The organism is Escherichia albertii, from assembly GCF_028622335.1.
GTDB classification, from domain to species: Bacteria; Pseudomonadota; Gammaproteobacteria; order Enterobacterales; family Enterobacteriaceae; genus Escherichia; species Escherichia albertii.
This window is the reverse complement of the sequence record NZ_CP117568.1, coordinates 2,955,683-2,968,106: the sequence shown is the minus strand read 5'-3', so window position 1 is coordinate 2,968,106 and position 12,424 is coordinate 2,955,683. Positions and strand designations below refer to the sequence as shown.

Annotated in this window: 11 protein-coding genes; 9 read left to right on the top strand and 2 right to left on the bottom strand. The window is 49.5% G+C overall.

What is annotated here, in order from left to right; all coding sequences use genetic code 11:
* Window positions 1-142: 142 nt before the first annotated feature.
* Entirely contained in the window at window positions 143-2,011 is a 1,869-nt protein-coding gene (gene kup, locus PS053_RS14435) for a low affinity potassium transporter Kup (RefSeq protein WP_059217659.1), read from the bottom strand.
* A 222-nt stretch (window positions 2,012-2,233) separates the two neighbouring features.
* On the opposite strand from kup, the gene ravA reads away from it, so the two are divergent.
* Together ravA and viaA are read left to right on the top strand one after the other, a co-directional pair.
* Complete coding sequence (gene ravA / locus PS053_RS14430) at window positions 2,234-3,727, top strand: ATPase RavA (RefSeq protein WP_000940972.1); 1,494 nt, start codon at window positions 2,234-2,236, stop codon at window positions 3,725-3,727.
* On the top strand, window positions 3,727-5,178 hold the full coding sequence (gene viaA, locus PS053_RS14425; RefSeq protein ID WP_000933178.1) for an ATPase RavA stimulator ViaA: 1,452 nt from the start codon (window positions 3,727-3,729) through the stop codon (window positions 5,176-5,178). Before ravA ends, viaA begins: the two co-directional genes overlap by 1 nt.
* A 2-nt stretch (window positions 5,179-5,180) precedes the next feature.
* Here the strand turns inward: viaA and asnA are convergent, their stop codons facing one another.
* Window positions 5,181-6,173 (bottom strand): aspartate--ammonia ligase, encoded by a 993-nt coding sequence (gene asnA, locus PS053_RS14420; RefSeq protein ID WP_059215346.1) that lies wholly within the window; start codon window positions 6,171-6,173, stop codon window positions 5,181-5,183.
* A 151-nt stretch (window positions 6,174-6,324) separates the two neighbouring features.
* Here asnA and asnC point away from each other — a divergent pair, with 151 nt between their 5' ends.
* From asnC to atpE, 7 genes are all read left to right on the top strand, one after another.
* Window positions 6,325-6,783 carry a transcriptional regulator AsnC gene (asnC, locus tag PS053_RS14415; protein ID WP_000433019.1) on the top strand — a complete coding sequence of 153 codons (459 nt, stop codon included), beginning with the start codon at window positions 6,325-6,327 and terminating at the stop codon, window positions 6,781-6,783.
* Between the two features lie 90 nt (window positions 6,784-6,873).
* Complete coding sequence (mioC, locus tag PS053_RS14410) at window positions 6,874-7,317, top strand: FMN-binding protein MioC (protein ID WP_000763752.1); 444 nt, start codon at window positions 6,874-6,876, stop codon at window positions 7,315-7,317.
* 378 nt (window positions 7,318-7,695) lie between these two features.
* Window positions 7,696-9,585 (top strand): tRNA uridine-5-carboxymethylaminomethyl(34) synthesis enzyme MnmG, encoded by a 1,890-nt coding sequence (gene mnmG / locus PS053_RS14405; RefSeq protein WP_000499805.1) that lies wholly within the window; start codon window positions 7,696-7,698, stop codon window positions 9,583-9,585.
* A gap of 64 nt (window positions 9,586-9,649) precedes the next feature.
* Window positions 9,650-10,273 (top strand): 16S rRNA (guanine(527)-N(7))-methyltransferase RsmG, encoded by a 624-nt coding sequence (gene rsmG / locus PS053_RS14400; RefSeq protein ID WP_000932855.1) that lies wholly within the window; start codon window positions 9,650-9,652, stop codon window positions 10,271-10,273.
* A 616-nt stretch (window positions 10,274-10,889) separates the two neighbouring features.
* Window positions 10,890-11,270: a F0F1 ATP synthase subunit I gene (gene atpI, locus PS053_RS14395; protein ID WP_024164882.1), complete on the top strand. Its 381-nt coding sequence runs from the start codon at window positions 10,890-10,892 to the stop codon at window positions 11,268-11,270.
* An 8-nt stretch (window positions 11,271-11,278) separates the two neighbouring features.
* Window positions 11,279-12,094 (top strand): F0F1 ATP synthase subunit A, encoded by an 816-nt coding sequence (gene atpB / locus PS053_RS14390; RefSeq protein WP_000135619.1) that lies wholly within the window; start codon window positions 11,279-11,281, stop codon window positions 12,092-12,094.
* Window positions 12,095-12,140: 46 nt separating this feature from the next.
* Entirely contained in the window at window positions 12,141-12,380 is a 240-nt protein-coding gene (gene atpE, locus PS053_RS14385; RefSeq protein WP_000429386.1) for a F0F1 ATP synthase subunit C, read from the top strand.
* Window positions 12,381-12,424 lie beyond the last annotated feature (44 nt).

Sequence of the window (12,424 nt, the reverse complement as noted above, 5' to 3'; positions counted from 1 at the left end):
GCTGACCCGCAGTTTAATCCTGACTGAACAGGAAAAACTATCGCGACGTTACAGAAATGTGATCAACATCGAAACGTTTTACATCGTGAGTAAACATGAAAATAAAAACGCCTCCTTTTATGAAAAAAGGAGGCGTTTAGGGTTAAATCTCTACTTGAGTACCCAGTTCAATAACCCGGTTTGGTGGAATTTCAAACTGATCCGGCGCGCGCAGTGCATTACGTTGCAGCAGCAGATACAGTTTGCCGCGCAGACGTAAGTACCACGGTCGTTTACCGAGGATGAGAGATTCATGTGACATAAAGAAGGAAGTTTCCATCATTCGGCAACTTAACCCTTCCAGGCCACAGCGATGGAAGACTTCTTCCACATTTGGCGTCTCTCGCCAACCGTAACTTGCCACCACACGCCAGAAGGTCGGCGAAAGCTGTTCAATCTGTACCCGACGGACGTTATGGACATATGGCGCGTCTTCGGTGCGCAGAGTTAACAGAATAACCCGCTCATGCAATACCTTGTTATGTTTCAGGTTATGCATCAGCGCAAAGGGAATAACGTTGATTGCACGCGACATATACACCGCGGTCCCGGGCACGCGAACGGGCGGTGATTTCTCCAGCGAAGCAATCATCGCTTCCAGAGAGTTGCCATGTTCGTGCATCCGTCGCAGCAGGCGGAAACGCTCACTCTTCCAGGTAGTCATCACGATAAACATCACCGTCCCGAGACTCAGAGGCAACCAGCCACCGGAGAGCAGTTTATCGAGGTTAGCGGTAAACAGTGGAATATCCACACACAGGAAGGCAATCAGGATCAGCGCGACAAAGTACTTATTCCAGTGCCAATTGTGGCGCGCCACGGTGGTCGAAAGAATAGAGGTCAGAACCATTGTTCCGGTCACCGCAATCCCGTACGCCGCCGCCAGGTTGCTGGAGTGCTTAAAGCTGACAATCACAATAACGACAGCGGCATAAAGCAACCAGTTAATAAACGGAATATAGATTTGCCCGGACTCTCTCTCTGAAGTGTGAATAATGCGCATGGGCGACAAATATCCCAGACGTACCGCCTGACGCGTGAGCGAAAAAACACCAGAAATCACCGCCTGCGAGGCAATTACTGTCGCCAGTGCGGCGATAATCAGCAGCGGGATCAGCGCCCAGTCCGGCGCCAGCAGGAAGAAGGGATTCTTAATTGCTTCTGGATTCTTTAACAGCAGCGCCCCCTGCCCGAAGTAGTTGAGCGTTAAAGACGGTAATACAACGGTGAACCACGCCAGGCGAATCGGAAACTTGCCAAAGTGCCCCATATCCGCATACAACGCCTCAACGCCGGTGATTGACAGCACTACCGCACCTAATGCAATGAAAGAGACGGTTTTATACTCAAGGAAGAAATGAACCGCCCACATTGGGTTTAAGGCATGCAGCACTTCTGGATTGGCAATAATACCGCGCAAGCCCAGCCCTGCCAGAATCAAAAACCAGGTCAGCATGATCGGCGCAAACAGCTTACCAACCATGGCGGTGCCATGTTTTTGAATCATAAACAGTAAAGTGAGAACGATAATTGAGAGGGGAACTATCCAGGTATCCAGTTGCGGGGCGATGATTTCCAGACCTTCGATAGCGGACATCACCGAAATAGCGGGTGTTATGACGACTTCACCGTAGAAAAAACTGCCGCCAATTAACCCCATAATCACCAACAATGAGGTCGTTCGCGCCGATGTATTACGCCCGGCAAGCGACATCAACGTCAGAATTCCCCCTTCTCCGGCATTATCCGCACGCATGACGAAGGTGAGATATTTAATGGAAACCACAAAGATTAGCAGCCAGAAGATCAGCGATAAAAAGCCAAACACGGCATCGCGTTCAACGCCAAAACCAAACTGACCGGACAAACATTCACGAAGCGTATATAGAGGGCTGGTACCAATATCGCCGTAGACAACTCCAATCGCCGCGAGGGTTATCGCGGGCAACGATTGCTTATTATCAGTGCTCATAGACTAGTCTTTCGTTGAAATATGAAATGTGTGCGTAGTCCCTTGGCCCACAAAAAAGCGCACAGTATGCACGATTAATAGCAAAATCGTACACCTAAATGCGGGCACATTAACCTGGCTCAAAGAAAAATAGCCCTCCTTTGAGACTCTTTTAGCCACCAACAAGAAACGTCTATACTCGCAGTTTACACAGAACTTTTGGCGAAAGGACACAACTTCATTATGGCTCACCCTCATTTATTAGCGGAAAGAATTTCCCGTCTAAGCAGTGCGCTGGAAAAGGGACTTTATGAACGTAGCCACGCCATCCGCCTGTGTTTATTAGCGGCATTAAGCGGCGAAAGCGTGTTCCTGCTCGGCCCGCCAGGTATTGCAAAAAGTCTGATTGCCCGGCGTTTAAAATTCGCTTTCCAGAATGCGCGCGCTTTTGAATATCTGATGACCCGTTTCTCCACCCCGGAAGAAGTTTTTGGTCCGCTTTCTATTCAGGCATTAAAAGATGAAGGTCGCTATGAGCGTTTAACCTGCGGATACCTGCCGGAAGCGGAAATCGTCTTTCTTGATGAGATCTGGAAAGCGGGTCCGGCGATACTTAACACTCTTCTGACAGCCATTAATGAACGTCACTTCCGCAATGGCGCCCATGTTGAAAAAATTCCTATGCGCCTGCTGATGGCTGCTTCCAACGAACTGCCAGAAGCAGACAGCAGCCTGGAAGCATTGTATGACCGTATGCTGATTCGTCTGTGGTTAGATAAAGTGCAGGATAAAGCGAATTTCCGCTCCATGCTGACTGGCCAACAGGATGAAAACGACAATCCGGTTCCACCTGCATTGCAAGTTACGGACGAAGAGTATGAACGCTGGCAAAAAGAGATTAGTGAAATTACGCTGCCCGATCATGTATTTGAGCTGATTTTTATGCTGCGCCAGCAACTGGATAAATTGCCGGATGCCCCTTACATTTCCGATCGTCGCTGGAAAAAAGCGATCCGTTTACTACAAGCCAGCGCCTTTTTTAGCGATCGTAATGCGGTTGCCCCGGTTGATCTCATCTTGCTGAAAGATTGCCTGTGGTATGACGCCCAAAGCCTGAATTTGATTCAACAACAAATTGACGTATTGATGACCGGTCACGCATGGCAGCAACAAGGCATGTTGACGCGGCTGGGTGCGATTGTACAGCGCCACCTGCAACTCCAGCAGCAACAAAGAGATAAAACAGCCTTTACGGTAATTCGTCTGGGCGGCATATTCAGTCGTCGTCCGCAGTATCAACTTCCTGTCGACGTTACGGCGCCCACTCTGACCCTGCTACTGCAAAAACCGCTAAAACTGCATGATATGGAAGTCGTACATATCGCTTTTGAGCGCAGCGCGCTGGAACAGTGGCTGAACAAAGGCGGCGAGATTCGCGGCAAATTAAATGGTATCGGATTTGCCCAGAAGCTGAATATGGAAGTAGATAGCGCCCAGCATCTTGTTGTACGTGATGTGAGTTTACAGGGGAGTACGCTGGCGCTACCCGGCACATCCGCGGAAGGTCTACCGGACGAAATCAAACAACAACTGGAAGAACTTGAAAGCGACTGGCATAAGCAACGCGCCCTGTTCAACGATCAACAAAAATGTCTGTTTATCCATAATGACTGGTTAGGCCGTATCGAAGCCAGCCTACAGGATGTCGGCACCCAGATTCGCCAGGCGCTACAATAATGCTGAACCTGGATACACTCAATGTAATGCTGGCCGTCAGCGAAGAAGGATTGCTCGAAGATATGATCATCGCGTTGCTGGCCTCACCACAGCTAGTGGTCTTTTTCGAAAAATTCCCGCGGCTGAAGGCGGCAATTACGGATGATATTCCCCGCTGGCGTGAGACGTTGCGTCGTCGTCTGAAGGACGCAACCGTCCCAGCAGAGCTCACCGAAGAGGTGATGTGCTATCAACAAAGCCAGCTTCTTTCCACACCGCAGTTTATTGTGCAACTACCGCAGATTCTGGGCTTACTGCATCGCCTGCACTCTCCCTGGGCCGGGCAAGCCCAGCAGTTGGTTGATACTAACAGCACTATCACTCCAGCATTACACACACTTTTTCTCCAGCGTTGGCGCTTAAACCTGATCGTGCAAGCAACGGCCTTAAATCAGCAGTTGTTAGAAGAAGAGCGCGAACAACTGTTGAGCGAAGTTCAGGAACGAATGACGCTAAGCGGCCAGCTTGAACCGGTTCTGGCAGAAAACAACACCGCAGCCGGTCGCCTGTGGGATATGAGTGCCGGACAACTCAAACGCGGCGACTATCAGTTGATTGTGAAATATGGTGAATTTCTTAACGAACAGCCGGAACTGAAACGTCTGGCAGAACAACTCGGTCGCTCGCGGGAGGCAAAATCGATACCGCGTAATGACGCACAAATGGAAACCTTCCGTACAATGGTGCGCGAACCGGCGACCGTCCCTGAACAGGTTGATGGCCTGCAACAAAGCGATGATATTTTACGGTTACTTCCGCCAGAACTGGCGACGCTGGGGATCACCGAACTGGAATATGAATTTTACCGTCGGCTGGTGGAAAAGCAGTTGCTCACCTATCGCCTGCATGGTGAATCATGGCGCGAGAAAGTTATTGAACGTCCGGTGGTTCATAAAGATTACGACGAACAGCCGCGCGGGCCGTTTATCGTCTGTGTCGATACATCCGGCTCAATGGGCGGCTTTAACGAACAATGTGCGAAGGCGTTTTGTCTGGCGCTAATGCGCATTGCCCTCGCTGAAAATCGTCGCTGCTTTATTATGTTATTTTCCACCGAAATAGTCCGTTATGAACTATCAGGCCCGCAAGGCATCGAACAAGCGATCCGTTTTTTAAGTCAGCAGTTTCGTGGCGGCACCGATCTTGCCAGTTGTTTTCGCGCCATAATGGAACGCTTACAAAGTCGGGAATGGTTTGACGCCGATGCGGTAGTGATTTCTGATTTTATCGCCCAGCGATTGCCTGACGACGTGATGAGTAAAGTGAAAGAGTTGCAGCGGGTACATCAGCATCGCTTTCATGCTGTAGCTATGTCGGCGCACGGCAAACCCGGCATCATGCGCATTTTCGATCATATCTGGCGCTTTGATACCGGGATACGTAGCCGCCTGCTCAGACGCTGGCGGCGATAAAATTACAGCAGGGAAGGAACGCTTTCACGGACCTGCGTTGGCCAGACACCGCACTGAACCTGGCCGATATGCGGCAGTTGCAGCAGTAGCATGGTTAAACGAGACTGGCCGATCCCACCGCCGATAGTCTGCGGCATTTCACCGCGCAACAGCGCCTGATGCCACTCCAGCTCCAGGCGATCTTCGTCACCGGTCAGCGCCAGTTGATGTTTCAGCGTGTCGGCATCCACGCGAATCCCCATTGAAGAAAGCTCAAACGCATCTTCCAGTACCGGGTTCCAGACCAGAATATCGCCGTTCAGACCCGCATACCCCAGCTCAGAAGGGGTGCTCCAGTCATCATAATCCGGTGCACGCACATCGTGACGGTGACCATCACTCAACTTGCCGCCAATCCCGACAAGGAATACCGCGCCAAGATCTTTTGCAATTGCACGTTCACGCCCTTTGGCATCAAGACCCGGGTAACGAGACAGTAACTCCTGGCTGTGTACGAAGTGGATCTGATCCGGCAAGAACGGCGCCAGACCAAACTCTTCGCTAACAGCAGCTTCGGTTGCTTTAATTCCCGCCCAGATCGCCTCTACCGTGCTTTTCAAGGTGGAAAATTGACGCTCATCGTCGCCCATTACGCGTTCCCAGTCCCACTGGTCAACATAGACCGAGTGCAGCGGGGAAAGACGGTCTTCATCGGGGCGAAGGGCTTTCATATGCGTGTACAGCCCTTCGCCCGCGCTGAAGTCGTGTTGCCCTAAGGTCTGACGTTTCCACTTCGCCAGTGAATGAACCACTTCGAACTGGGCATCAGGCAGCGCTTTCACTTTTACCTGCACCGCTTTTTCACAGCCTGACAAGTTATCCTGCGTGCCATCTCCTACACGACTAAGGATTGGCGCCTGGACTTCAATCAGCCCTAAGCGTTCTTCCAGTTGGCGAGAAAAGTGAGATTTCACGAAGCTAATTTGACGTTGTTTGGCAATGTAAGCGGTTTTCATTTTTTATACTCCTGCGTCCTGTTGCTTATGATTAAGCAACAAAAAATGGCTCATACGCAATAACCATTCAATAAAAAGCTTTACTTACTTTTGATTCATCAAAAAACAAAGCTAAAATAGAAAGAATCATCAATATACATAAGAAAATCCTATGGAAAATTATCAAATCGACAATCTGGATCGCGGTATCCTGGAAGCATTGATGGGCAATGCGCGTACTGCTTACGCTGAACTGGCGAAACAATTCGGCGTAAGCCCTGGAACCATTCACGTTCGTGTAGAGAAAATGAAGCAGGCGGGGATCATTACCGGCGCGCGTATTGATGTTAGCCCTAAACAACTCGGTTACGACGTAGGTTGCTTTATCGGCATTATATTAAAGAGCGCCAAAGACTATCCTTCCGCACTGGCAAAACTGGAAAGCCTCGATGAAGTTACCGAAGCCTATTACACCACCGGCCACTACAGCATCTTTATTAAAGTAATGTGTCGCTCAATCGACGCCCTTCAGCATGTACTTATCAACAAGATCCAAACAATTGATGAAATTCAATCCACCGAGACTCTGATCGTTCTGCAGAACCCAATCATGCGTACTATCAAGCCATGATCGGCTTTTTTAATCCCATACTTTTCCACAGGTAGATCCCAGCGCGTTCACAGCGTACAATACGCCACTCTTAATATAAGGTGGCGGTTTATGGCGGATATCACTCTTATCAGCGGCAGCACCCTCGGCGGTGCCGAATATGTAGCAGAACACCTGGCTGAAAAGCTGGAAGAGGCAGGTTTTACCACCGAAACGCTACATGGCCCGCTACTAGAAGAGTTATCTGCCGCCGGGATCTGGTTGGTTATCAGTTCTACCCACGGTGCCGGAGATATTCCAGACAACCTTTCTCCTTTCTATAAAGCGTTGCAGGAACAGAATCCCGATCTTTCTGCAGTACGCTTTGGCGCAATCGGCATTGGCAGTCGCGAATACGACACTTTTTGTGGAGCGATCGATAAACTTGACGCTGAACTCAAAAATGCAGGTGCGAAACAGATAGGTGAAACACTGAAGATCAACATCCTTGATCATGACATTCCGGAAGATCCGGCAGAAGAATGGCTGGGATCGTGGATTAATTTACTCAAATAAGTATACAGATCGTGCGATCGCATGTGGATAACTCTGGTAGGAAGCTTGGATCAACCGGTAGTTATCCAAAGAACAACGTCTGTTCAGTTTTTGAGTTGTGCATAACCCCTCATTCTGATCCCAGCTTATACGGACCAGGATCACCGATCATTCACAGCTAATGATCCTTACCAGGTTGTTGATCTTAAAAGTCAGATCCTTGTTATCCACAGGGTACTGCGATCCTAATAAGAGATCACAATAGAACAGATCTCTAAATAAAAAGATCTTCTTTTTAATACCCAGGATCCCGGGTCTTTCTCAAGCCGACAAAGTTGAGTAGAATCCACGGCCCGGGCTTCAATCCATTTTCATACCGCGTTATGCGAGGCAATCACCATGTTTTATCCGGATCCTTTTGACGTCATCATCATTGGCGGGGGTCATGCAGGCACCGAGGCCGCGATGGCTGCGGCGCGTATGGGTCAACAGACTCTGCTTTTGACACACAATATCGACACTCTGGGGCAGATGAGCTGCAACCCGGCGATCGGCGGTATTGGGAAGGGACATCTGGTAAAAGAAGTGGATGCGCTCGGCGGTTTGATGGCGAAAGCAATCGATCAGGCAGGTATTCAGTTTAGGATACTAAACGCCAGCAAAGGCCCGGCGGTTCGCGCCACTCGGGCACAAGCAGATCGTGTACTGTATCGCCAGGCAGTACGCACAGCACTGGAGAACCAGCCGAACCTGATGATCTTCCAACAGGCGGTCGAAGATCTGATTGTCGAAAATGATCGTGTGGTTGGCGCTGTTACCCAGATGGGGCTGAAATTCCGAGCCAAAGCGGTTGTGCTTACTGTCGGGACTTTCCTTGACGGTAAAATTCATATCGGTCTGGATAACTACAGCGGAGGCCGTGCTGGCGATCCGCCGTCCATTCCGCTCTCTCGTCGTTTACGCGAACTGCCGCTGCGCGTTGGTCGTCTGAAAACCGGTACACCACCGCGCATTGATGCTCGTACTATCGACTTTAGCGTGCTTGCGCAACAGCATGGCGATAATCCAATGCCAGTGTTTTCGTTCATGGGCAATGTAGCGCAACATCCGCAACAGGTACCGTGCTATATCACTTATACCAACGAGAAAACCCATGACGTGATCCGCAGTAACCTCGATCGTAGCCCGATGTATGCTGGCGTGATCGAAGGTGTTGGTCCTCGTTACTGTCCATCGATCGAAGATAAAGTCATGCGTTTCGCTGACAGAAATCAACATCAAATCTTCCTCGAGCCGGAAGGGTTGACCTCTAACGAAATATATCCAAATGGTATCTCCACCAGCCTGCCGTTCGATGTGCAGATGCAAATCGTCCGTTCCATGAAGGGAATGGAAAACGCGAAGATTGTGCGTCCGGGTTATGCCATTGAGTATGATTTCTTCGACCCGCGTGATCTGAAACCGACGCTGGAGAGTAAGTTTATCGAAGGCTTGTTCTTTGCAGGTCAGATTAACGGCACTACCGGTTATGAAGAAGCTGCTGCACAAGGTTTGCTGGCTGGCCTGAACGCCGCCCGCTTGTCTGCTGATAAAGAAGGTTGGGCGCCGGCGCGTTCCCAGGCTTACCTCGGCGTACTGGTGGACGACCTTTGTACTCTTGGGACGAAAGAACCGTATCGTATGTTTACCTCGCGTGCGGAATATCGCCTGATGCTGCGCGAAGATAACGCCGACCTGCGTCTGACTGAAATGGGTCGCGAGCTGGGTCTGGTTGATGACGAACGTTGGGCGCGATTTAATGAGAAACTTGAGAACATTGAGCGTGAGCGTCAGCGTCTGAAGTCAACCTGGGTGACGCCATCAGCAGAAGCCGCAGCCGAAGTGAATGCTCACCTGACGACACCGCTTTCCCGTGAAGCCAGCGGTGAAGATCTGCTGCGCCGCCCGGAAATGACCTATGAAAAATTAACCAGCCTGGTACCGTTTGCTCCTGCGTTAAGAGATGAGCAGGCGGCGGAGCAGGTTGAGATTCAGGTGAAATACGAAGGTTATATTGCTCGTCAGCAAGATGAGATCGAAAAGCAGCAGCGAAACGAGAACACGCTACTGCCTGCGACGCTGGATTATCGTCAGGTTTCCGGTTTGTCTAACGAAGTGATCGCCAAACTTAATGATCACAAACCTGCTTCTATCGGTCAGGCTTCGCGTATTTCCGGCATCACGCCTGCTGCTATCTCCATTCTGCTGGTATGGCTGAAAAAACAAGGTATGCTGCGTCGTAGCGCATAACGCATTAAAAAATGCCTGATAAGTAAGTGCTTATCAGGCAACGCATCAAGAACAGGTAATCACCGTGCTCAATAAACTCTCATCTCTGCTGAAAGACGCAGGAATTTCGCTTACCGATCACCAGAAAAACCAGCTTATTGCCTATGTGAATATGCTGCATAAATGGAATAAGGCGTACAACCTGACCTCGGTACGCGATCCTAACGAGATGCTGGTACGCCATATTCTCGACAGCATTGTCGTGGCGCCGTATCTACAAGGTGAACGTTTTATCGATGTCGGTACCGGACCGGGGTTGCCTGGCATACCGCTTTCCATTGTGCGTCCTGAAGCCCATTTCACGCTGCTGGATAGTCTCGGTAAACGCGTGCGTTTCCTTCGTCAGGTTCAACATGAACTTAAGCTGGAGAATATTGCGCCGGTACAAAGCCGGGTTGAAGAGTTCCCATCAGAGCCGCCGTTTGATGGCGTAATTAGCCGGGCTTTTGCTTCATTGAACGATATGGTGAGTTGGTGTCACCATCTTCCGGGCGAGAAGGGCCGTTTCTATGCGCTGAAAGGCCAAATGCCGGAAGATGAAATTGCGCTGTTGCCAGCAGAATATCAGGTCGAATCAGTGATTAAACTTCAGGTTCCCGCTCTGGACGGTGAACGCCACCTGGTGGTGATTAAACCAAATAAAATTTAATTTTTATCAAAAAAATCATAAAAATTTTGCTGGTTAGTCTGTTAACAACAGACAGGTTTTTTACTGATATAACTGGTAACATTTAACGCCACGTTCACTTTTTTACATCAACGAAGTAACGTGGCTTTTTTGGGTAAACAGGAAATGAGTTTCCGGTGAAAATATCAGTCTGCTAAAAATTGGCGCTAAGAACCATAATTGACTGTTAAGGTACTATTAAGAATGTCAATGGGTGGTTTTTGTTGTGTAAATGTCATTTATAAAAACAGTGTCTATTTTTAGACTGAAATATCAGAAACTTGCAATGGCACCATTTGCCAAGTAAATAAATATGCTACGCGCGAACATGCTCGATATGTGATCTGAAGCACGCTTTATTGCCAGTGTTTCCACGTTATTTACAGTTTTCTATGATCCATCACGGTTAGCCGAAAAGTCGCAATTGTATACACTGGAAAAATATTTAAACATTTATTCACCTTTTGGCTACTTATTGTTTGAAATCACCGGGGCGCACCGTATAATTTGACCGCTTTTTGATGCTTGACTCTAAGCCTTAAAGAAAGTTTTATACGACACGCGGCATACCTCGAAGGGAGCAGGAGTGAAAAACGTGATGCCTGTGTCGCTCTTGAGTCGAAACGTTGCTCGGAAGCTTCTGCTCGTTCAGTTACTGGCGGCGATAGCAAGTGGATTGCTGTTCAGCCTCAAAGACCCCTTCTGGGGCGTCTCTGCGTTAAGCGGAGGCCTGGCAGTCTTTCTGCCTAATGTTTTGTTTATGATATTTGCCTGGCGTCACCAGGCGCATACACCAGCGAAAGGCCGGGTGGCCTGGACATTCGCTTTCGGCGAAGCTTGCAAAGTTTTGGCGATGTTGGTTTTACTTGTGGTGGCGTTGGCTGTTTTGAAGGCGGTATTCTTGCCGCTGATCGTTACGTGGGTTTTGGTGCTGGTGGTTCAGATACTGGCGCCGGCTGTAATTAACAACAAAGGGTAAAAGGCATCATGGCTTCAGAAAATATGACGCCGCAGGATTACATAGGACACCACCTGAACAACCTTCAGCTGGACCTGCGTACATTCTCGCTGGTGGATCCGCATAACCCCCCAGCCACCTTCTGGACAATTAATATTGACTCCATGTTCTTCTCGGTGGTGCTGGGTCTGTTGTTCCTGGTTTTATTCCGTAGCGTAGCCAGAAAGGCGACCAGCGGCGTACCGGGTAAGTTTCAGACCGCGATTGAGCTGGTAATCGGCTTTGTTAATGGTAGCGTGAAAGATATGTACCATGGCAAAAGCAAGCTGATTGCTCCGCTGGCCCTGACGATTTTCGTCTGGGTATTCCTGATGAACCTGATGGATTTACTGCCTATCGATCTGCTGCCGTACATTGCTGAGCATGTACTGGGGCTGCCGGCACTGCGTGTGGTTCCGTCTGCTGACGTGAACGTAACGCTGTCTATGGCACTGGGCGTATTTATCCTGATTCTGTTCTACAGCATCAAAATGAAAGGCATCGGCGGCTTCACGAAAGAGTTGACGCTGCAGCCGTTCAATCACTGGGCGTTCATCCCTGTCAACTTAATCCTTGAAGGGGTAAGCCTGCTGTCCAAACCTGTTTCACTCGGTTTGCGACTGTTCGGTAACATGTACGCGGGTGAGCTGATTTTCATTCTGATTGCTGGTCTGTTGCCGTGGTGGTCACAGTGGGTTCTGAATGTGCCGTGGGCCATTTTCCACATCCTGATTATTACGCTGCAAGCCTTCATCTTCATGGTTCTGACGATTGTCTATCTGTCGATGGCGTCTGAAGAGCATTAATTTACCAACACTACTACGTTTTAACTGAAACAAACTGGAGACTGTCATGGAAAACCTGAATATGGATCTGCTGTACATGGCTGCCGCTGTGATGATGGGTCTGGCGGCAATCGGTGCTGCGATCGGTATCGGCATCCTCGGGGGTAAATTCCTGGAAGGCGCAGCGCGTCAACCTGATCTGATTCCTCTGCTGCGTACTCAGTTCTTTATCGTTATGGGTCTGGTGGATGCTATCCCGATGATCGCTGTAGGTCTGGGTCTGTACGTGATGTTCGCTGTCGCGTAGTAAGCGTTGCTTTTATTTAAAGAGCAATATCAGAACGTTAACTA

Bases quoted from the DNA above. Each gene is read 5' to 3' on its own strand.
- kup (WP_059217659.1), bottom strand. From the start codon at position 2,011: ATGAGCACTGATAATAAGCAATCGTTGCCCGCGATAACCCTCGCGGCG.
- atpE (WP_000429386.1), top strand. From the start codon at position 12,141: ATGGAAAACCTGAATATGGATCTGCTGTACATGGCTGCCGCTGTGATG.
- atpI (WP_024164882.1), top strand. From the start codon at position 10,890: ATGCCTGTGTCGCTCTTGAGTCGAAACGTTGCTCGGAAGCTTCTGCTC.
- asnA (WP_059215346.1), bottom strand. From the start codon at position 6,173: ATGAAAACCGCTTACATTGCCAAACAACGTCAAATTAGCTTCGTGAAA.
- atpB (WP_000135619.1), top strand. From the start codon at position 11,279: ATGGCTTCAGAAAATATGACGCCGCAGGATTACATAGGACACCACCTG.
- asnC (WP_000433019.1), top strand. From the start codon at position 6,325: ATGGAAAATTATCAAATCGACAATCTGGATCGCGGTATCCTGGAAGCA.
- mnmG (WP_000499805.1), top strand. From the start codon at position 7,696: ATGTTTTATCCGGATCCTTTTGACGTCATCATCATTGGCGGGGGTCAT.
- viaA (WP_000933178.1), top strand. From the start codon at position 3,727: ATGCTGAACCTGGATACACTCAATGTAATGCTGGCCGTCAGCGAAGAA.
- ravA (WP_000940972.1), top strand. From the start codon at position 2,234: ATGGCTCACCCTCATTTATTAGCGGAAAGAATTTCCCGTCTAAGCAGT.
- mioC (WP_000763752.1), top strand. From the start codon at position 6,874: ATGGCGGATATCACTCTTATCAGCGGCAGCACCCTCGGCGGTGCCGAA.